Below are 19101 nucleotides of genomic sequence, written 5' to 3' on the forward strand. Positions count from 1 at the left end.
CTTTGTCCAGCCAGGGTGACCGAACTCACACGCGGAGCGGTAACCCTGATCTGCGGTCCCGTAGTCTTAACAACCATGCGCGTCAAGGAAAAGGGCGACCGGGGCGTCGTCCAATCTGTGGTTCTGTTCCTAGGGGTGAGCGTGCTGTCGGGGGCCTTGGCCGCCGGTCTCGCCATCCCGTTCGCCGGCCTCGCCGGATTCACCACGGAGAAGACTTCCGACACGCTGCAGGACCTGCCGCAGCAGTTCGACGAGGTGCCGCTCAAGCAGAAGAGCACCATCCTGGCCGCCGACGGTACGGTGATCGCCACGCTCGCCGAGCAGAACCGGGTGCCGGTGAAGCTCAAGGACGTCGCGCCGATCATGCAGAAGGCGATCGTCGCGATCGAGGACGACCGCTTCTACGAGCACGGCGCGCTGGACGCGAAGGGCACGCTGCGCGCGCTGCTGCAGAACCAGTCCTCGGGCTCGGTGCAGCAGGGTGGTTCGAGCATCACCCAGCAGTACGTGAAGATCAGCCTGGTCGAGAAGGCGAAGACGCCGACCGAGGTGGCCGCGGCGACCGCCGACACGTACCAGCGCAAGGTCGCCGAGCTGCGGTACGCGGTCGCGGTCGAGAAGCAGTACTCGAAGAACGAGATCCTGGAGAAGTACCTCAACCTCGCCAACTTCGGCGACGGCGCGTGGGGCATCCAGGCCGCTGCACAGCACTACTTCTCGGTGAACGCGTCCCAGCTGACGCTCCCGCAGGCCGCGATGCTGGCCGGCCTGGTCAAGAACCCGACCGGCTATGACCCGACCAACAACGCCAAGCGCGCCAAGGACCGCCGCGACGTGGTCATCCGCCGGATGCTCGAACTGCACGTCATCTCGGTGGCCCAGGCCAACTCGGCCCTGAAGACCCCGGTCATCGACCCCAACAAGGTCCGCCCCAACAAACTCGGCTGCGCAAACGGCCCGTACCCCTTCTACTGCGAGTACATCGTCTCGCTGCTCGAGGACAACCCGGCCTTCGGCAAGACCAAGATCGACCGCGCCAACTACATCAAGACCGCAGGCCTGACCATCAAGACCTCCCTCGACCGGAAGATCCAGGCCGACGCGCAGCGCTCCATCGACACACACTCGCAGACGACCGACCAGGCGGTGGCGGCGATCACCATCGTCGAGCCCGGCACCGGACTCGTGAAAGCGATGGCGCAGAGCCGCGGCTACGGCAAGAAGCGTGGCCAGACCTTTTACAACTACAACGTCCCGAAGAGCTACCCCGGCGGGTTCGGCGGTTGGCAGAACGGCTCGACGATGAAGGCGTTCACGATCGCGGCCGCGATCCAGAAGGGCATTCCGCTCAACTACAAGATCAACTCGCCCGACCCGCTGCCGATGGGCGGCCAGAAGTTCAGCACCTGCAACGGAACCTACAAGACCCCGGACGGCTACAGTCCGAAGAACTCGACGACGAACGTTCCGGTCCCGACCATGATCCAGGCGGCACAGAAGTCGACCAACACCTACTTCCTGCAGCTCTCACAGCGGACCGGTCTGTGCCCCATCGCCAAGATCGCTGCATCCCTCGGGCTGTACCAGGCCCAGAACGGCGAACCGCTCGAGCAGGTCGCCTCGATGACGCTGGGCATCAACCAGATCTCGCCGCTGCAACTGTCGAACGCGTACGCCGCCTTCGCGGCTCGCGGAATGTACTGCCAGCCGTGGCTGATCACCTCGGTGAAGGACTCGGCCGGCAAGTCGGTGAGCATCCCCGGCGCGCAGTGCAAGCAGGTGTTGTCACAGGAGGTCGCCGACGGCGTCAACGCGGTACTCCACCAGGTCATGGAGACCGGCGGCACCGGCAGCAAGCTGAAGTTCGGCAAGAGCGATCTCGCAGGCAAGACAGGAACCATCAACGAGGCCAAGGCGGTGTGGTACGCCGGTTACTCGTCGAAGCTCGCCGCAGCCGCCACGGTGGCCGACGCGTCACCGCCGTACAAGGAGCTGCAGGGCCAGACCCTGAACGGCAAGCCGATCCACGACGCGTCGGGTTCGGGCACCGCCGGTCCGATCTGGGAGGCGGCGATGAAGGCCGCCCTGCAGGGCTATCCGACGACGCGCTTCGTGGCGCCGTCCGCCGTCATCCAGCGAGGCAACGTGAAGGACCTGCCGTTCGTGAACGGCATGAACCCGGACGACGCCGCGAACAAGCTTCGCCAGGCGGGCTTCGAGGTCGCCATCGCCTCCGGCACGGTGAACTCCGAGGAGACCGCCGGCACGGTCGCCTACACCGACCCGAGGCAACGCGACGGCGCCCCCGCCGGCTCGCTGGTGACGATCTACGTCTCCAACGGCAGCAAGCAGGTCAAGCCCGGGAAGCCGACGACCACACAGACCGTGCAACCACCGGGGACGCCGACCACGCTGAACCCGAACTGCCCGCCCTGGAACCCGAAGTACCCGAACTGCGGCGGCCGCGGCCACGGCTGACCGGTCAGGCGCCGAGTTGGCGCTTCACCTCGGCGGAGACGACGGCGCCGTCGGCTTTGCCCTTGACCTTGGGTTGGAGGGCGCCCATGACCTTGCCGATGCCGCGGGGGCCGAGGTCGGCGGCGCCGGTGGCGGCGATGGTTTCGGTGACCAGGGCCTTGATCTCGTCCTCGGTGAGCTGCTCGGGGAGGTAGTCGGCCAGGATGTCCGCCTCGGCCTGCTCCTTCTCGGCGAGCTCGGTGCGGCCGGCGTCGCGGTAGGCGATGACGGACTCGCGGCGCTTCTTGGCCTCGGAGCTGAGGACGTCGACGATCTCGGCGTCGGTGAGCTCGCGGGCCTCTTTACCGGCCACCTCCGCCTTGGTGATTGCCGTGAGCGCCATCCGCAGGGTCGACTTGCGGATCTCGTCGCGCGCCTTGAGGGCGGCGGTCATGTCGTCGTGCAGGCGCTGCTTCATTCCGGAGTTGGACATACCTGAGATTGTGGCAGGCTTGTGAAATGAGCATCGTCAGGACCGCCCTGAAGACTACGGGCATTGTCAGCGCCATCGGCGCCGCCTGTGTCGCGTATGCGGCCGGTATCGAGGTGCGCTGGTTCACGCTGCGAAGAGTGACAGTGCCGGTGCTGCCGGAGGGGACCGCGCCGCTGCGGGTGCTGCACCTGTCCGACCTGCACCTGATGCCCAAGCAGGAGAAGAAGATCCGCTGGGTCAACGACTTGGCCGCGCTCGAGCCCGACCTGATCGTCAACACCGGCGACAATCTCGCGAGCGAGCACTCGGTTCGTCCGCTGCTGCGTGCGTACGGCGATCTGCTCGATCTTCCCGGCGTGTTCGTGTTCGGCTCCAACGACTACTGGAAGCCGCACTTCAAGAACCCGGGCAAGTACCTGCTGCCCGCGAACAAGCAGCGCCACAAGCCGCACGGCCCCGACCTTCCGTACGAGGAGATGCGCCGGGCGTTCAGCGGCGCCGGCTGGACGGATCTGAACAACGCCAGGGCGACCCTGAAGGTCAACGGGCTGCGCCTGGACTTCGCCGGCACCGACGACCCGCACATCAGGCGCGACCGGTACGACGAGATCGCGGGCGAGATCGACCCGACGGCGGACCTGGCGATCGGCGTCACGCACGCGCCGTACCAGCGGGTCCTGAACGGCTTCGTCGGCGACGGTTATCCGCTGGTCCTCGCCGGTCATACACACGGCGGTCAACTGGCAGTGCCGTTGTACGGCGCGCTGGTGACGAACTGCGACCTCGACACGTCGCGCGTGAAGGGCCTGTCGACCTGGGAGTACGGCGGCCGTCAGGCAGCCCTGCACGTGTCGGCAGGGCTCGGTACGTCGCCGTACGCGCCGGTCCGTTTCGCCTGCCGCCCGGAGGCGACCTTGCTCACTCTCGTCCCGCGCAATAACCCGATTTCGTCCGGACGCTGAGCCCATGTAAGCTACTCGCGACTTCGGGCTGTGGCGCAGCTTGGTAGCGCGCTTCGTTCGGGACGAAGAGGTCGCAGGTTCAAATCCTGTCAGCCCGACCACCATTGAGGGTCAGTCACTGCGGTGACTGGCCCTCAGTGCGTTCTGTCGTGTCGCGGAGGTGCTGGGGTGAGCGGGGCCGATCACTACGAAGTGCTGAATGTCGAGCGCACGGCCAGCGCCGCCGAGATCAAGACCGCGTACCGGAAGCTCGTTCGCCAGGTCCATCCGGACCAGGGCGGCAACGCGGCGCTCTTCCGCCTCGTGCAGGAAGCCTGGAACACGCTCTCGGACCCGGTCAAGCGCGCCTCCTACGACCGCCTGCTCGCCGGCCAGTCGACGACGACCAGCCGCGAGCCGGATCCGCAGCCCTACGCCGATCAACAGCCCGATCCACAGCCCGAACCTGAGCCCACCTGGACCTGGTCGACCGACCAGCCCTGGTCCAGCACGTCGAGCTCGTCGAGCGCGCAGGCGGAGCAGCCGGAGCAGCCCAGGACGACCGGTGAGCGGGTCCAACCGGTGGATGCAGGGCCCATCCTCGTCGGTCCGCCGTTCGGCCGCTGGCGGGTCCCCGCGCTCGTGGCGCTGGCCGGCTTCACGGCGCTGGTCGTCTGGATCGTTGTCACCTCCGGCTACCACGGCTTCTGGGACGTCATCTCCGGCATCGGCATCGCCGCGATGATCATGGTGGCGATGCCACCGCACTGGAGCAGGCGGGTGCCGTTCGGCCGCCTGTTCAAGACGCTGGGCGTCCTCACTGCAGCCTTCCTCCTGCTGGCGCTGGTACTGAGCTTCGTTCCCTCCCTGCTGGACGACGCGTCCGCGATCGGCCGCGTTGTGATCGGCGCGGTCGTTGTCGGCCTGGTGGTGGTCCGGATCCTCACCGGCCGTTGGTCGAAGGCGCACGCGCTGGATCTGGCGATCGACCGGACCGCGGCGTACGAGTTCAACCTGTGGGGCCGTCCCGGCGAGCCACTCGTCGACGATGCGCTCGCCGCGCCGATCTCGGCGTACGACGTGCTGCTGCAGCGGCGTACGGCCAACCTCCTCGACCCCGTGGTCGGCGCACTGCCCGCGGCGAAGCTGGTGCACGGTGCGCAGCTCGGTGCCGTCGCCGTCGATCACATGCTGATCAACGGGCACCGCGTCGCGCTGATCGTGTCGCTGGTAGGACCACCCGGCGCGTACTCCCTCGACGCCTACGGATCCCTCGTCTTCAACGGCCAGCCGATCGACAGCCCGGTACCCGCGCTGAAGGCCGCCGTCGCTGCCTGGAGCGGACGGCTGCGGACGGCTCAGGTACGTGGCTTCCTGATCGTTCACCCGACCGTGGACGGCCAGGGCGGGATCATGACGCAGTCCGGCTCCGAGGCCGCCGTGACGTGCCTGTCCGCCCGGTCCGCCGACCGCGAACTCCTCAACTGGCTGGAGCCGGAGGGCAACGTTCTCGACCGCCGACTCCTGTACGACGTCCTGCGCCGCGCACCGTACGGCCTAATCTGAACCCATGCAGCGGGTTGATCTCGGTGAGGTGGAGTACGACGTCGCCGCGAAGGACATGCGTGGTTGGGTCGAGGAGCGCGTCGAAGGCAAGGCCGAGGACCGTCTGTTCCTGCTGAGTCATCCGCCGGTGATCACCTACGGGCCAAGGACCGTCCTCGACGACCTGCCCGCGGCGGCGGCCGCGATCCCGACGGTGCAGGTCGACCGCGGCGGCTTCGCGACGTACCACGGCCCTGGCCAGCTGGTCGGCTACCTGGTGATCGACCTGCATCAGCGCGGACCGGTCGACATCGTGCGCTGGGCCGAGAACGGCCTGATCGAGGCTCTCGGGTCGCTCGGTTTCCCGCTCGTACGCCGGGACACGCCGAAGGGCGCCAGCAGCCTCGTCGGGGTCTGGACCGAGGACGGCCGGAAGCTCTGCTCGATCGGCATGCGGATCCGGCGCGGTGTGACCAGTCATGGGTTCTCGGTGAACGTGGACCCGGACATGACCGTGTTTCACACGTTCACCAGCTGCGGACTGCACGACGTCACGATGGTCTCGCTCGCCGAACTGGCCGCGGAGCAGGGCCTCGCCGCGCCCACCGACGCCGAGGTGCGCGATGCCATCGCGAACAGCCTGGGAGCCCGATAGCCTGCCGCAATGAGTCAGGAGGACGACGGCGACCGGATGCCGGACGATCTGGAAGCCGTACTGGAGGCTGCCGACGAAGAGGCGGAGGAGGAGCGCCCGGGCCGGTACGACGCGCCGCCGCTGCCGCCGGGGCTGATCCTGGCCGTCGTCGGGCTGCTGTGCGGGTTCGCGACCATCGCGCTGGTGTGGCTGAGTGAGCGCGGCTGCGAGCGGTTCCGGGACACCACGAACTGCGGCGCCCTCGGACTGCCGCTGCTGATCGTGATCGTGGCCGTCACGATGGTGCTCGGCGGTACGGCGCTCAGCCGGCTGGCGATGCCGCACCCGAAGCTGATCCCGTTCCTCGGCGTCGCGTTCATGGTCGCGCTGGTGGTGGCATTCCTGACCGGCCACCTGGACTCGCCCTGGATCCTCGCCGTCGTACCCGTCCTGACCGCCGTCACCTTCCTGCTCGCCAACCTTCTCGCCCGACTGCTGGAGCGTGCCGATGCCTGACCTGCCCGTCTACGAGTGCCCGCGGACCGCCACCGCGCCGAACCTCGACGGCACCCTGACCGACCCGGCCTGGGACGCCGCGCCGTGGACGACCGCCTTCGTCCCGATCCACGACGGCCCCACGCCACGGTTCCTGACCCGGGCGAAGCTGATGTACGACGACCAGTACCTGTACGTCGGCGGTCTGCTCGAGGAGCCGCACGTCTGGTCGACGATGACCGAGCACAACAGCAAGCTGTTCCACGAGAACAACTTCGAACTGTTCCTCGACCCGGACGGCGACGGGCAGAACTACTACGAGTTCGAGATCAACCCGCTCGGGACGATCTGGGAGCTCACGCTGCCGAAGCCGTACGTCGACGGCGGCGTTCCGATCGACCCGACGAACCTGCCCGGTCTGCGGACCGCGGTCCACGTCGACGGCACGCTCAACGACCCGTCCGACACGGACACCGGGTGGTCGGCGGAGATCGCCGTACCGTGGGCCGAGCTGGCGCCGTACAACGAAGGTCGGGCGACGCCGCCGAACCCGGGTGACGAGTGGCGGATGAACCTGATGCGCTGCGAGTGGACGCATGAGGTGGTCGACGGCGCGTACGTGAAGGGCGACGACTGCGAGTTCTGGGTCTGGTCACCACAGGGCATCGCGGACATGCACCGACCCGCCACCTGGGGCGTCCTCCGTTTTTGACCCCGTGACACGGCGTTAACACGGGGGAGCGACAATGAAGCACGTGAACTTGGGGGGCTCCGGCGAACCACACAGTCTGGAGGCGGACCAGGTCGTCAGCGCGATCGAGCGCGCGTGTGAGAGCGACCTGCGGACCGCCTTACGGCTGGTTGCGCGCTATTCGGCGTACTGGTGGTCGAACGGGCTCCAGGACGAGGCTGCCGCCGCGGCGGAGCGGGTGCTCAGCATGCTCGGCCGGACTGTCCCGGTCGGCCTGGACGAGGAGTACCTGCTGGCCGTCATCCATGGCGCGGCGTCGGCCGAGCAGGAGCAGGTGGAGCTGGCCCAGCAGATCGTGCTGACGACCACCGGCCCGTTCCGGTACTCCGTGACGGTGCTGCTGTGGTCACTCGTGTTCGGGCCGTTCGAGCCGGCTGCTGTGGTCGAGGACGTGCTGGAGCGCAACGAGGCCGGTGACGCGTGGACACGGGCAGCTGTGGAGCTGTGCCGTGGCTACCCGGGTCTAACGACAGCCGCGCCGGGTGACGCGGCACAGAGCCTACGTACGGCGCTGGGCCGCTTCCGGATGCTGGAAGACCGGTGGGGCATGTTCCTTGCCCTCAGCGCGCTCCGACAGGTCGTCGACGAGCCGCTGGACGCCACCACAGAGGCACTGGAGCTCGCCGAGCAGCTGTGCCTCGCAGACGAGACCGCACTGCTGCTGTGCGAGCGTGCCGAGCTCTACCGACGGCAGGGAAAGCTGGAGGACGCGCACGCGGACTACGGCCGGGCCCTGTCGATCGGAGAGCACACAGACCAGCCGGAGACCGTTGCGGCGGCACGAGTCGGTTTGGCGCGTACGGCGCGCGGCATCGGCAATCTTCAGGCCGCCCGCGCGCACCTGTCCGCCGTACTCGCCATCCCTGAGCTGGACGACGCGCACTACGAGGCCCTGCACGAACTGACGGCACTGAACGCGTCCGAAGCGTCCGCGTAGCACCTGACTACACCTGACCAGAGACCCGAGTGGTACCACTCACATCGCGGGACACGGGTCCGCTGGTTAGAGTCGGAGCGGATCGGGCCTCGACTCTGCAACGGAGCAGCTGATGGACAAGACGTACGGGTCGCCGCAGGAAACGGTGGCGGACATCGGGGACGGCGCAAGCCTCGCCGTCGGCGGCTTCGGGTTGTGCGGAAACCCGATGCAGCTCATCAGCGCTCTGCACGACAAGGGGGTCTCCGGGCTCAGTGTCGTGTCGAACAACTGCGGCGTCGACGACTGGGGCCTCGGCATCCTGCTCGCTGACAAGCGGATCGCCAAGATGACATCGTCGTACGTCGGGGAGAACAAGGAGTTCGCCCGGCAGTTCCTGTCCGGGGAGCTGGAGGTCGAGCTGACCCCGCAGGGCACGCTGGCCGAGAAGCTCCGGGCCGGCGGCTGCGGGATCGCCGCGTTCTACACGCTGGCCGGCGTCGGGACGCAGGTCGCCGAGGGCGGACTGCCGCAGAAGTACAACGCGGACGGTTCGGTCGCGAAGGCGTCGGAGCCCAAGGAGACGCGGGAGATCAACGGTACGACGTACGTGCTGGAGGAATCGATCACCACCGACTTCGGGCTGGTGCACGCGCTCAAGGGCGACACCCACGGGAACCTGGTGTTCGACCGGAGTGCGCGCAACTTCAACCCGCTGGCCGCGATGGCCGGCCGGGTCACCATCGCGCAGGTCGAGGAGCTGGTCCAGCCTGGTGAGCTGGACCCGGACTCGATCCACCTGCCCGGTGTCTACGTCCAGCGCGTTGTTGCGGTCGGCAAGGACATCGAGAAGCGGATCGAGAAGCGCACGGTGCAACCGCGGGAGTCCTACGAGGCTCAGCGCGAGAAGCTGGAGGCCTGACATGCCACTCACCCGTGAGCAGATGGCCGCCCGGGCCGCCGCCGAACTCGAGGACGGTTCGTACGTGAACCTCGGCATCGGCCTGCCGACCCTGGTCCCGAACTACATTCCGGACGGCGTCACCGTCGTACTGCAGTCCGAGAACGGCATCCTCGGCGTCGGGCCGTACCCGGTCGAGGGCGACGAGGACCCGGACCTGATCAACGCCGGCAAGGAGACCGTCACGACGATGCCCGGGGCCTCGTTCTTCGACTCGTCGCTGTCGTTCGGGATGATCCGCGGCGGCGCGATCGACGCGGCCATCCTGGGCGCGATGCAGGTGTCGGCCAAGGGCGACCTGTCGAACTGGATGATCCCCGGCAAGATGGTCAAGGGGATGGGCGGCGCGATGGACCTGGTGCACGGCGCGAAGAAGGTGATCGTGCTGATGGAGCACGTCGCCAAGGACGGCTCGCACAAGATCCTCGAGGAGTGCGACCTGCCGTACACCGGTCGCGGCGTGGTCAACCGGATCATCACGGACCTCGCCGTCCTGGACGTCACCGACGACGGTCTGCAGCTGGTGGAGCTCGCCGAGGGTGTCACCTTCGACGAACTCCAGGAGAAGACCGGCGCCCCGATCAAGCAATGAACCTCGTCTCCGGCAGCGCACGGGTCCAGTCGTACGGGCGGTGCCGGAGATGCTGGTCGAAGAACGCCGGGATGTAGGTGCGCATGGCGCGCAGTACCTGGTCGACGTTCGCCGTACCGACGGTGTTCGCGATCAGGTCCGGCGGGACGATGAAGAACCGCTGGAACCACGGGATCAGCGCCTGGTAGTCGACGAAGCTGTAGTGGCGGCCGTTCGGGACATTCAGGTCGCGCTTCCAGCCGGACGAGTGGTCCCAGAACAGGCCCCAGGACGGGTCCGTGCGGTGGTCGTGCGGGCCCGGGCCGATCGCGCCCGAGCCCATCAGGAGGAACGGGCGGTTCGTGCCCTTCGCGACGGTCGGTGCGTCGGCCGGGTCGTCGTACCCGTAACCGAGCTCGCCGTCGAGGTCGATCGCGGCGCGGATCCGCGGGTCGGCGACCAGCAGGTCGATCGAACTGAGGCCGCCGGCGGAGTGGCCGTACGACCCGATCCGGTCGAGGTCGAGGAGGTTGCCGAGACCCTTGGGGAGGCGGCGTCGGTCCGCGTCCGGGTTCTCGCCGCGGGCGAGCCGGGTGAGGCTGTCCAGGACGAAGCGCAGGTCGGCGAAGCGGGTCGTGCGGGCGAGCATCGCGTACGGCGCGGGCGGCAAGGTCTGTACTTCGATCCGGTTGCCGGGGAACTCGACGGCTGAGACCTCGTACGTGTGGTCGACGGTCACCACGACGTACCCGCGGCTGGCGAGCTCGGTGACGCTGATCGACGCGAGTCCGCGCGGCACGCCGAACCCCGGCGAGAACAGCACGACCGGCCGCTTCCCAGGGCAGACCGGGGCGAGCAGGCCGGCGTGGCTCTTGGCGCCGACCCAGTCGATCGTCCCGACGGGTTGCTGCAGGGCGATCGCCGCACCTTCGCCGAACACCTCGGCGGTCAACGGCGGGAGGTACGGCGCCGGCGCGGTCAGCCGGCTCGCCGGGTACCAGATGCTGATCATCAGCTCGCGTGGGCGCCCGGGAACGAACGGGTCGTCACGGCCGGCGTCGACCAGGTGAAGCTCGGTCGTGCCGACCGGATAGGGACCGGTCGGCCGCGGAAGCCGAATCTGGACGGGCACCGCACGCGTGCGTCCCGCCGACGACGCGGCGCCTCGCGTGGGGACCGCTACCGCGGTGCTTGCTTCTGCTGTTCGCAGGGCGGGGAGGGCGGCGAGTGGGGATACGGCGGCGGAGGTGAGCAGAATTCGTCGGTTCAGCATGGACCCGACTGTGCCCGGAGACCAACTATCCGTTCAGCTTGCGAAAGACACCTGTGATCCCTGGCGAAAGTCGGGTATGACGGGACGGGTGGAGTTGGATGTGCTGGTGATCGGCGGAGTAGGCATCGACACGATCGTGCGGGTGCCCAGCCTGCCGTTGGCGGATGTGGACACGGTTCCGGTCGAACCGATCGAGTCGTACCTGGCGCACACCGGGCACGGCGTCACGCTCGGCTGTCACCTGCTCGGGCTGAACACCGGGCTGGTGGACGTGATCGGCGACGATCCCGAGGGTGCGCGGATCCGCCGTACGTACGACGAACTCGGCATCCCGCTGCGGGTCGTCCTGCACCCGAGCGGCACCCGCCGATCGGTCAACCTGGTCGCCCCGGACGGTCGCCGGCTCTCGATGTACGACGGCCGCCACCCGCGCGGTCTCCGCGTCGACCCGAACCTGTGGCGCCCGGTGATCCGGCACGCCCAGCACGTCCACGTCTCGATCATGGACTTCGCCCGCGACGCCCTCGGGGACGCGATCGCCGCCGATCGTTCGATCTCCACCGACCTGCACGACTGGGACGGCCGCAACGACCACCACAAGGACTTCGCCACCGCCTCCGACATCGTGTTCGTCTCCGCCGCCGCCCTGCCACCCGACGGCGTGGACTGGATCCTCGCCAACGGGCGCGCCGACGTCGTGGTCGCCATGGCCGGCGCAGACGGCAGCTACCTCCACGTCCGCGGCGAACCGGTCCGCCACTTCCCCGCCATCACGTTCCCCGACCGCCCTGTCGTCGACACCAACGGCGCCGGCGACGCCTACGTAGCCGCCTTCCTGGCCCGCTACCTCGACGGAGCCCCCTGGCAAGCCGCCGCCACCGCCGGAACGATCGCCGGCGCCTGGGCGTGCAGCACCGCCGGTACCCACACCAACCTGATCACAGCCGAGGAACTCGCTGTTCGCAGCAGAGCAACCGTGCCCTGACCCTTTGTGACCAAGGTCCCTGTCGCCGTCGATCAACCTGCGGTCAGATAAGAGCGGATGGGGTGTCGGGACCGAGGGGGGCGTCATGGACTGGGCCTGGCGTGCGAGTTTGGTGACTGTCGCGGCGGTCTTCGTTCTGGCGGCGATCGCCTGGAGCTTCACCAGGCGGACACTGCGGATCGTGGCGGTCCTGATCGTCGGCGCTACGGCGCTGATCTTCATCCGATGGGATGCGGGAGCAGGCAAGCAGGATCTTGCCACGAGGTTCACGGACTCCTTCCGGACAGTGGTCGGCTGGTTCTGGAAGCTCCTGCTGGGAAGAGACATCGAGGTGAACACCGCGGCCTGGGTGGCGTTCCTGGCCATCGTCGTGGTCGGCTATCTGGGGCTCGAGATGCTGGCGGCGCACCGAGAGTCGCCGCGGGTCGACATTGCCGCCGCCGATCCCCACGACAGCGAGATCACGCAGAACCTTCTGGCCGAGCTGCGCTTCCGGCTTCCTGCTGTGGCGCTCCGGAAACCGGGCCCGCTGCCTGGCGCGAGCCGCGGCGAGACTGTCGCCACAGTGGTGGAACAAAGCGAGGTGAAGGGCGGCAAGCTGGTAGCGGGCGTACTCCGATTCTTCACCATGGTGCTGCCCTCACCGCGGAGCTACGTCGCGAGGCTGTACGCCGAGCGGTGCGCGGACTGGGAACCTGAGACGACCGATTGCGACCCGCGCAATCCGGAACTCTGGGTCACGGTCGACCTGCGCGACCGCCGCACGGATGCCAGCGCCGGGGTGACCACCTTCGACCGCGTCAGGCTCAGCGATGCGGCCGAGCACGCGGCGGCGTACCTGGCATCTGTCCTGCTGCGCGACGACAAGTCAACGCCAGAGTGGAGCAAACCGGCCGCCGAACGCGCGGACGATCTTGCTGCCTTCCTGCTCTGCCCGCCGTCCCTTGGTTACGGACACTCGTTCCAAAAGGTGCTGGCGAATCACGACACGAGCCGGGACCTGCTGGAGCCGGTGGCACGCGATGGTCCAGCCAGTGGCATCGTGCGGTACGAGCTTGCCAGTCTGTACGACCTCCAGAGCCGTCCCCTGGAGGCCCTGCGGCTGCATGCACGCACCCGGGCCGATTTTCCGAAGTTCCTGTCGGCGCGGTACCGGCTGGGGATCTCGCTCACGATGGCGGCCGGTGACTCATTCGAAGCCGACTGGCAGTCAGCTCGACGCGACCAGCAATCGCGGCGAGCGCGGCCGACCCAGGTCGCGGACATCGCCGACTATCTCCGGCGCGCCGGACTGCTGGACCGCAAGGGTCACCAGCAATTCCTGAACGACCCCGACACGACGCGGTTCCGGCTGCAACTCCTGGACGTCGCCCGCAGAGAGCTCGAAGCGTATCAACGGTCTGTCGGCTGGGCGCGCTGGACCGCGAGGAAGTGCTTCAGTCGGGCCGAGCGCTCGTCTTCTACCGGTCTGTTGGCCCAAGGACGGTCGGTGCGGACGGCACGCACGATCGTGAAGTCCGCACTATTCCTCTGCGCGACCCGGCGCGCCTACCTCGAACAGAGGCCAGGCCCAGCGCCGGATCTCGACCTTGCTCGGCAACACGCCCGCGATGTGGTCGACGAAACCTCGCCACGGCGACGTCACCGGTCGCTTCCTTGGCAGGCCACCTACAACTACGCCTGCGCGCTGACGCTCGGCCTCGCCCCGGACGCCGATCGGCCGGCCCTGCAGGAGGCGGACGTGGATCTGGTGATCTCACTTCTGCAACAGGTCAGCGAAGACCCGGCGAACCCACGGGCCGTGGAGTGGATCGGGCGAGACCCCGATCTCGCCGCCCTGCAGCGGAACGCACGGTTCATCGACTTCGTTCGTGAGCGCATTCGCCGGGACTTCGACATCACGGATACTGATCCCTTCCCGGTCACCGATTGGCTGAGCCAGCAGGTCTGGGCCGTTCAGCACCCAGGCGGTGCCCCGGCCTCCATGACGATTGCGAAGGTCCGGGTGGTGACTGTCACCCCGCTGAGCGGTTGATCAACCGCGGGCCATTGCGGGGTGGAGGGTTGTGGCTGTGCCGCGGCGGAAAAGTTGGGCGGGGCGGCCGCCGTCTCGGGTCGTCGTGCCGCCGGCGGGTTCTACGAAGTTGGGGGTTTTGGTGACCTTGCGGTGGAAGTTTCGGGGGTCGAGGGGGAGGCCCCAGACTGCTTCGTAGACGCCGCGGAGTTCGGAGATGGTGAACTCCGGGGGGCAGAACGCGGTGGCCAGGGGTGAGTACTCGAGTTTGGCGCGGGCGCGTTCCACGCCGTCGGCCAGGATCCGGTGGTGGTCGAACGCCAACCGACCCGCGTCGTCCAGTACGTCGGTGGCGTCGACCCAGCTCGCCGACGCGGCGTCGGAGCCCGCGACGGGTGCGGGCAGGTCCGGCACGAGGGCCAGGTACGCCACGCTGACCACCCGGCCGCGCGGGTCGCGATCGGGAGCGCCGTACGTCGCAACCTGTTCGAGGTGGATCCGCTCCGTGGACAGCCCGGTCTCCTCGGCCAGTTCGCGGCGTGCGGTCGTCTCCAGGTCCTCGTCCGGCCGCACGAACCCGCCGGGCAGCGCCCACCGGCCCTGGTACGGCGGGATGCCGCGGCGGATCAGCAACACCTGGAGGCGGCCGTCGCGGACGGTCAGGATGACCAGGTCCGTGGCCAGGCCGAGTGGCTCGAAGTCCATGACCCCACTCTAATCGTCACCTTGACGAGAAGTCACCCAACCTCTTATCGTCATATTGACGACAAGGAGAACGAAGAGATGGCAGACATCACCCGGTTCCGCTTCATCAGCCACCTGCGGGCCAACCCGACCACCCACGTGCGGCACCTGCGCAACGGCAAGGTCGCGCACGACGGCGCCGGCCAGGCGTTCTGGTTCCGGGCCCTGAACTCGTCGCTGAGCGAGATCCCGGTCGACGACCGCGAGCAGCCGCTGCTGTTCCACGGCCGCACGCAGGACTTCCAGGACGTCGTGGTGCAGGCCACCGTCACCTACCGGGTGACCGACCCGGCGCTCGCAGCGAGCCGGCTGGACTTCGGTATCGACCCGGACACCGGGCTCTGGCGGTCGACCCCGCTCGAGCAGCTCGGCGGGCTGCTGACCGAGCTGGCACAACAGACCGCACTCGATCTGCTGGCCCGCATGACGCTCACCGAGACGCTGTCCGAGGGCATGACCGCGCTCCGCCAGGCGGTCGGCACCGGTCTGCGGGAGGACCAGCGGCTGACCGGGCTCGGCATCGGCGTCGAGGACGTGCGCGTGGTCGCCGTACGCGCAGAGCGGGATGTGGAGAAGGCGCTGCAGACACCGACGCGCGAGATGGTGCAGCAGGCCGCCGACAAGGCGACGTACGAACGCCGGGCAATGGCTGTCGAGCGGGAGCGGTCGATCGCGGAGAACGAGCTGCAGAACCAGATCGAGCTCGCCCGGCGCGAAGAGCAACTGGTCAACCAGCGCGGCCAGAACGAGCGCATGCGTGCGACCGAGGCCGCGGCGGCCGGTCAGATCGAGACGCAGGCCGCAGCCAGTCGGCAGCGCGCGATGGCCGAGGCGGAGGCGGACGCCAAGCGGGTGATCGGTGCGGCGGAGGCCGCTGCCGAGAAGGCCTTGCTGGAGGCGTACGCCGAACTCGACCAGGCGACCATCCTCGCGCTCGCGATCAAGCAGGGCGCACTACCGGAGATCGGCACGCTCAACGTGACACCGGACCTGATCACGCCGCTTCTCACGAGGCTGGCCGAGCAGCGATGACGCTTCCTCCACGGGCGGTGATCGTGCACCGGGCGACCGAACTCACCGAGCTGATCGCCCGGCACGGGACGCGGCAGCAGGCCGGGTTCTTCCTGGCCGGCCGCGGGCGGGATCTGGCGGAACTCGACGCCCGGCACCAGGCCCAGCAGGACGCGCTTGCCACGGTCTCGGCGGCGATCCCGCTGGACTGGCGCCGTGCGGTTGCCGAGCGCAACGACCTCGACCGGTTCGGTTTCGGCCCGGAGGATGTGGTGATCGCGGTCGGCCAGGACGGGCTGGTCGCGAACGTGGCGAAGTACCTGGACGGCCAGCCGGTGATCGGCATCAATCCCGAGCCGTCCCGCAACCCCGGCGTACTCGTGCCGCACGAACCCGCCGCGATCGCCGATCTCCTGACCGAACGCCAGGTCGCCGAGCGCACGATGGTTGCCGCGAGCACCGACGACGGGCAGCAGCTGGTCGCGTTGAACGAGGTGTACGTCGGCCACCGGACGCACCAGTCCGCGCGCTACCGGCTGAGTCCGCCCGACGGATTACCGGAGCGGCAGTCGTCGTCCGGAATCCTGATCGGCACCGGGACCGGATCCACCGGCTGGTGCCGATCGGCGTGGCAGGAACGGCGCAGTCCGTTGGCACTCCCAACGCCGACTGATCCGGTGCTGTGCTGGTTCGTCCGCGAGGCCTGGCCGTCCCCGGCGACCGGCACCGACAACACCGAAGGGTTGCTCAAGGCACCGGATTCGCTGACGATCACCGCCGAGTCGGACCTGGTCGTGTTCGGCGACGGAATGGAGTCCGACACCCTGAACATCAGCTGGGGTCAGCAACTCGAGATCGCCGTCGCCCCGATCAAGCTGCACCTGGTGCTCTGACCCGCGGCGTGCCACGCGGGCGGAGGGGACTTGGGGAGGGTTGTGTGCCCGATTTGGGAAGAAGTCCTCCCCAAGCCCGGCTCATATCAGATCTCCTTGGACGGTTGGATGATCAGGTGCGGGAGGTTTACGTTTCGGGGGCGGCTGGCGGCGAGTTCGGTGCCGTCGATCAGCCCGGGCTCCAGGTCGGTGACCACCGAGGACGGCCGTGCTTCCTGGACCCCGGAGCCCGCGAGTACTACGCCGACTGGGAGACCGTGGCACAAGACGCTGTCGCGCTGCTCAGGAAGGCTTCGGCCGAGTACGCCGACGACACCGAACTGGCGGCCCTGGTCGACGAACTCCGCCCCGCCAGCCCCGAGTTCGAGCGGTTCTGGACCTCCCAGGACGTCCAGAACCGCTCCCACTGCCCGAAGATCCTGAACCACCCGGTCGCCGGGCAACTCACCTTCTCGCTGGAATCACTCCAGCTACCCGGCGACGACGGGCAGTTCGTCATCACGTACACGCCGTCCGACGACACCACGAAGGCGCGCCTCGCGACCGTACTGGTCCGCGATCACTCGCCGTTGAGGGAGTCGTAGAAGGAGACTGGGGCGAGGCGGAAGTGGAGTGGGTCGGTGAATGAACTGTTGACCTTGCCCAGGCCGTTGATGATCGTGGCGGTCCCGTTGGCGTGGCCGACGGCGTACGCGTAGCCGTTGCCGGTGTCCTTGTCGATGCCGAGCAGGAGCGTGCCGTACTGACCGCACGCCGCCGCGATCAACGTCTCGAAGCCCTGCCACGTGCTGGTCCGGATCGGCCTGACGATCGGCTTCATCGGTGACGTCGTAGGGATCCGGATCGTGTACAGCGCGCCGCCGCGGGTGTTCGCGATGAAGGTGTCGTACGTCTGCGTCTTGCTGATCACGGCCATCGACTTGACCACCGCGAACCCCGGGTACGACCCGGTGCTGCGCCAGCCGGCGTCGGTGTGGTGCCAGCGGAACAGCACGCCGTCCTTGCGCAGCGCGTACAGCTCGGCCCGCGGAACGATCCCCGACCCGACCGGTTTGTCGAACGTCGCCCGCTCCAGCTGGGTGAAGTTCGACCAGCCGCCGCCGATCCGGGTCAGCTGGGGCCCCATGGACTCGCCACCGGCGTCGAGGTAGTAGGAGCTGCCGTACAGGCTGTCCCCGATGACGACGCTCCCGATCCGCGAGGTGCCGCCACCGGACCCCGGATAGTCCTCGAAGTACGTGCTCAGCCGGACCACCCCGGGCGCGTACAGCTTCACGGCCGATGACCCCGCACTCATCGACGGCGGGTTCGTCGCCTTCAGGCCGCGGATGACATGTTCACCCTGCGCCGTCACCGAGCCGATCCCTGCCGAGCACGCCTCGGTCGTCGCCTGCCCCGTGGCCTCGACAGACGTCGGCACGAGGCCCGCTGCCAGCAGCGCGCAACTCGCTACTGCTGCCGCTCGCCACCACATGTCAGCCTCCGTTCAGCGGGTCGTACGCCGGAGTGAAGCGGAAGTGCTCCCAGTCCGTGAAGGCGCCCGGGGCCTTGCCGAGGCTCTTGATCACGGTTGACGTGCCGTTCGCGTGGCCGACCGCGTAGAGGTGGGCGGTCTTGGTGTCCTTGTCGATGCCGAGCAGGATCGAACCGGTCCGGCCGCACGGGGCCGCGACGAGTTGCTCGAAGATCTGCCAGCTCGACGTCCGCACCGGCGTGATGATCGGCTTCAGCGGGACGCTGGTCGGGATCTTGACCGTGTACAGACCGCCCGCGCGGTTGTTCGCCAGGAACATGTCGTACGTCGGCGTCGTGGCGATCAGTGCGAACGACTTCATCGTGCTCATCCCGGTCACGTACCCGGTGTTGCGCAAGCCCTTGCCGACATCGGTCCAGCGTCCGAATTTGCCGTACATGTCCTGCGAGTACAGCATCGTCCGGGTCGGTTTGCTGGTCGCGGACGCCTTGTACTGCGACTGGATGAGGAACCGCCCGCCCCACCCGTTGCCGATCCGCCGGAACACCGGCGTACCGACGATCTTGCCGTCGCTGCCGATGGTGTAGGTGCTCTCCATCAGATAACCGGCGCCCCAGACGACCTTGCCGCTGCGGGTCGTCCGGCCGTTGCCCGCCGGCACCGCGGTGAACGCGGTCGGATTACTCACGGCGTACGGCGTCGTGTAGACGTTCGGCGTGTTGAGGACCGGGCTGACCGTCGGCGGCGCCGTGGCGCTGACGATCCGGCTGTTGACGCCGGAGGCCGAGTCGAACGAGCCCAGCCCGAGTGCACAGGCCGCCGCGACCGCGCTCTTGGTCACGGGTGCGGCTACGGCCGGCTGAAGCGACGGACCAAGAGTGAGCGCGAGTCCGGCAGCACCGGCGAGCCCAAGGACCTTATGGAACATCAGGTTGTCCTTTCG

The 19101-nt window shown here is 68.2% G+C and carries 19 protein-coding genes and 1 tRNA gene; 15 read left to right on the forward strand and 5 right to left on the reverse strand.

Annotated elements, in window-relative coordinates; genetic code table 11:
• Window positions 1–75: 75 nt before the first annotated feature.
• The gene (locus EV651_RS19080) at window positions 76–2478 is read left to right on the forward strand and encodes a transglycosylase domain-containing protein (protein ID WP_133786548.1); all 2403 of its coding nucleotides are present in this window, start codon (window positions 76–78) and stop codon (window positions 2476–2478) included.
• A gap of 4 nt (window positions 2479–2482) precedes the next feature.
• Here the strand turns inward: EV651_RS19080 and EV651_RS19085 are convergent, their stop codons facing one another.
• A complete protein-coding gene (locus EV651_RS19085) occupies window positions 2483–2950 on the reverse strand; it encodes a GatB/YqeY domain-containing protein (RefSeq protein ID WP_133786549.1) in 468 nt (155 codons plus the stop codon).
• A 26-nt stretch (window positions 2951–2976) separates the two neighbouring features.
• Between EV651_RS19085 and EV651_RS19090 the strand changes: the two genes are divergently transcribed.
• The 9 genes from EV651_RS19090 to EV651_RS19130 all read left to right on the forward strand — a co-directional run bounded on the left by EV651_RS19090 (window position 2977) and on the right by EV651_RS19130 (window position 9785).
• A complete protein-coding gene (locus EV651_RS19090; protein WP_133786550.1) occupies window positions 2977–3912 on the forward strand; it encodes a metallophosphoesterase in 936 nt (311 codons plus the stop codon).
• A 24-nt stretch (window positions 3913–3936) separates the two neighbouring features.
• A tRNA-Pro gene (locus EV651_RS19095) sits at window positions 3937–4013 on the forward strand.
• 67 nt (window positions 4014–4080) lie between these two features.
• Entirely contained in the window at window positions 4081–5457 is a 1377-nt protein-coding gene (locus EV651_RS41900) for a J domain-containing protein (RefSeq protein ID WP_202870397.1), read from the forward strand.
• 4 nt (window positions 5458–5461) lie between these two features.
• The gene (lipB, locus tag EV651_RS19105; RefSeq protein ID WP_133786551.1) at window positions 5462–6091 is read left to right on the forward strand and encodes a lipoyl(octanoyl) transferase LipB; all 630 of its coding nucleotides are present in this window, start codon (window positions 5462–5464) and stop codon (window positions 6089–6091) included.
• Window positions 6092–6100: 9 nt separating this feature from the next.
• Window positions 6101–6586 carry a hypothetical protein gene (locus EV651_RS19110; protein ID WP_133786552.1) on the forward strand — a complete coding sequence of 162 codons (486 nt, stop codon included), beginning with the start codon at window positions 6101–6103 and terminating at the stop codon, window positions 6584–6586.
• Window positions 6579–7277: a carbohydrate-binding family 9-like protein gene (locus EV651_RS19115; protein WP_133786553.1), complete on the forward strand. Its 699-nt coding sequence runs from the start codon at window positions 6579–6581 to the stop codon at window positions 7275–7277. Before EV651_RS19110 ends, EV651_RS19115 begins: the two co-directional genes overlap by 8 nt.
• A 34-nt stretch (window positions 7278–7311) precedes the next feature.
• The gene (locus EV651_RS19120) at window positions 7312–8253 is read left to right on the forward strand and encodes a tetratricopeptide repeat protein (protein WP_133786554.1); all 942 of its coding nucleotides are present in this window, start codon (window positions 7312–7314) and stop codon (window positions 8251–8253) included.
• A gap of 112 nt (window positions 8254–8365) precedes the next feature.
• A complete protein-coding gene (locus EV651_RS19125) occupies window positions 8366–9154 on the forward strand; it encodes a CoA transferase subunit A (RefSeq protein WP_133786555.1) in 789 nt (262 codons plus the stop codon).
• Between the two features lies 1 nt (window position 9155).
• Complete coding sequence (locus tag EV651_RS19130; RefSeq protein ID WP_133786556.1) at window positions 9156–9785, forward strand: CoA transferase subunit B; 630 nt, start codon at window positions 9156–9158, stop codon at window positions 9783–9785.
• On the opposite strand, the gene EV651_RS19135 is transcribed toward EV651_RS19130, so the two are convergent.
• Window positions 9775–11037, reverse strand: coding sequence for a lipase (locus EV651_RS19135; protein ID WP_133786557.1), 1263 nt, complete (start codon window positions 11035–11037; stop codon window positions 9775–9777). The genes EV651_RS19130 and EV651_RS19135 overlap by 11 nt on opposite strands.
• 76 nt (window positions 11038–11113) lie before the next feature.
• On the opposite strand from EV651_RS19135, the gene EV651_RS19140 reads away from it, so the two are divergent.
• Window positions 11114–12022, forward strand: a complete 909-nt coding sequence (locus EV651_RS19140) for a carbohydrate kinase family protein (protein WP_166658660.1) — start codon at window positions 11114–11116, stop codon at window positions 12020–12022.
• A gap of 85 nt (window positions 12023–12107) precedes the next feature.
• Complete coding sequence (locus EV651_RS19145) at window positions 12108–14057, forward strand: hypothetical protein (protein WP_133786558.1); 1950 nt, start codon at window positions 12108–12110, stop codon at window positions 14055–14057.
• Here EV651_RS19145 and EV651_RS19150 read toward each other — a convergent pair whose 3' ends face one another.
• Window positions 14058–14741, reverse strand: coding sequence for an NUDIX domain-containing protein (locus EV651_RS19150; RefSeq protein ID WP_133786559.1), 684 nt, complete (start codon window positions 14739–14741; stop codon window positions 14058–14060). It abuts the gene before it with no gap.
• Window positions 14742–14819: 78 nt separating this feature from the next.
• Between EV651_RS19150 and EV651_RS19155 the strand changes: the two genes are divergently transcribed.
• The 3 genes from EV651_RS19155 to EV651_RS19165 all read left to right on the forward strand — a co-directional run bounded on the left by EV651_RS19155 (window position 14820) and on the right by EV651_RS19165 (window position 17268).
• Entirely contained in the window at window positions 14820–15812 is a 993-nt protein-coding gene (locus EV651_RS19155) for an SPFH domain-containing protein (RefSeq protein WP_133786560.1), read from the forward strand.
• The gene (locus EV651_RS19160) at window positions 15809–16684 is read left to right on the forward strand and encodes an NAD(+)/NADH kinase (RefSeq protein WP_133786561.1); all 876 of its coding nucleotides are present in this window, start codon (window positions 15809–15811) and stop codon (window positions 16682–16684) included. The genes EV651_RS19155 and EV651_RS19160 overlap by 4 nt, the downstream gene beginning before the upstream one ends.
• A gap of 116 nt (window positions 16685–16800) precedes the next feature.
• On the forward strand, window positions 16801–17268 hold the full coding sequence (locus tag EV651_RS19165; protein WP_133786562.1) for a hypothetical protein: 468 nt from the start codon (window positions 16801–16803) through the stop codon (window positions 17266–17268).
• Here EV651_RS19165 and EV651_RS19170 read toward each other — a convergent pair.
• A complete protein-coding gene (locus tag EV651_RS19170; protein WP_238157060.1) occupies window positions 17244–18158 on the reverse strand; it encodes a hypothetical protein in 915 nt (304 codons plus the stop codon). The two genes, EV651_RS19165 and EV651_RS19170, sit on opposite strands and share 25 nt — an antisense overlap.
• A gap of 1 nt (window position 18159) precedes the next feature.
• Window positions 18160–19086, reverse strand: a complete 927-nt coding sequence (locus EV651_RS19175) for a hypothetical protein (protein WP_133786563.1) — start codon at window positions 19084–19086, stop codon at window positions 18160–18162.
• Between the last annotated feature and the right edge of the window lie 15 nt (window positions 19087–19101).

The sequence above is a fragment of the Kribbella sp. VKM Ac-2571 genome, assembly GCF_004362255.1.
Classification (GTDB): Bacteria; Actinomycetota; Actinomycetes; order Propionibacteriales; family Kribbellaceae; genus Kribbella; species Kribbella pratensis.

Bases quoted from the DNA above. Each gene is read 5' to 3' on its own strand.
- EV651_RS19080 (WP_133786548.1), top strand. From the start codon at position 76: ATGCGCGTCAAGGAAAAGGGCGACCGGGGCGTCGTCCAATCTGTGGTT.
- EV651_RS19085 (WP_133786549.1), bottom strand. From the start codon at position 2,950: ATGTCCAACTCCGGAATGAAGCAGCGCCTGCACGACGACATGACCGCC.
- EV651_RS19090 (WP_133786550.1), top strand. From the start codon at position 2,977: ATGAGCATCGTCAGGACCGCCCTGAAGACTACGGGCATTGTCAGCGCC.
- lipB (WP_133786551.1), top strand. From the start codon at position 5,462: ATGCAGCGGGTTGATCTCGGTGAGGTGGAGTACGACGTCGCCGCGAAG.
- EV651_RS19110 (WP_133786552.1), top strand. From the start codon at position 6,101: ATGAGTCAGGAGGACGACGGCGACCGGATGCCGGACGATCTGGAAGCC.
- EV651_RS19115 (WP_133786553.1), top strand. From the start codon at position 6,579: ATGCCTGACCTGCCCGTCTACGAGTGCCCGCGGACCGCCACCGCGCCG.
- EV651_RS19120 (WP_133786554.1), top strand. From the start codon at position 7,312: ATGAAGCACGTGAACTTGGGGGGCTCCGGCGAACCACACAGTCTGGAG.
- EV651_RS19125 (WP_133786555.1), top strand. From the start codon at position 8,366: ATGGACAAGACGTACGGGTCGCCGCAGGAAACGGTGGCGGACATCGGG.
- EV651_RS19130 (WP_133786556.1), top strand. From the start codon at position 9,156: ATGCCACTCACCCGTGAGCAGATGGCCGCCCGGGCCGCCGCCGAACTC.
- EV651_RS19135 (WP_133786557.1), bottom strand. From the start codon at position 11,037: ATGCTGAACCGACGAATTCTGCTCACCTCCGCCGCCGTATCCCCACTC.
- EV651_RS19140 (WP_166658660.1), top strand. From the start codon at position 11,114: ATGACGGGACGGGTGGAGTTGGATGTGCTGGTGATCGGCGGAGTAGGC.
- EV651_RS19145 (WP_133786558.1), top strand. From the start codon at position 12,108: ATGGACTGGGCCTGGCGTGCGAGTTTGGTGACTGTCGCGGCGGTCTTC.
- EV651_RS19150 (WP_133786559.1), bottom strand. From the start codon at position 14,741: ATGGACTTCGAGCCACTCGGCCTGGCCACGGACCTGGTCATCCTGACC.
- EV651_RS19155 (WP_133786560.1), top strand. From the start codon at position 14,820: ATGGCAGACATCACCCGGTTCCGCTTCATCAGCCACCTGCGGGCCAAC.
- EV651_RS19160 (WP_133786561.1), top strand. From the start codon at position 15,809: ATGACGCTTCCTCCACGGGCGGTGATCGTGCACCGGGCGACCGAACTC.
- EV651_RS19170 (WP_238157060.1), bottom strand. From the start codon at position 18,158: ATGTGGTGGCGAGCGGCAGCAGTAGCGAGTTGCGCGCTGCTGGCAGCG.
- EV651_RS19175 (WP_133786563.1), bottom strand. From the start codon at position 19,086: ATGTTCCATAAGGTCCTTGGGCTCGCCGGTGCTGCCGGACTCGCGCTC.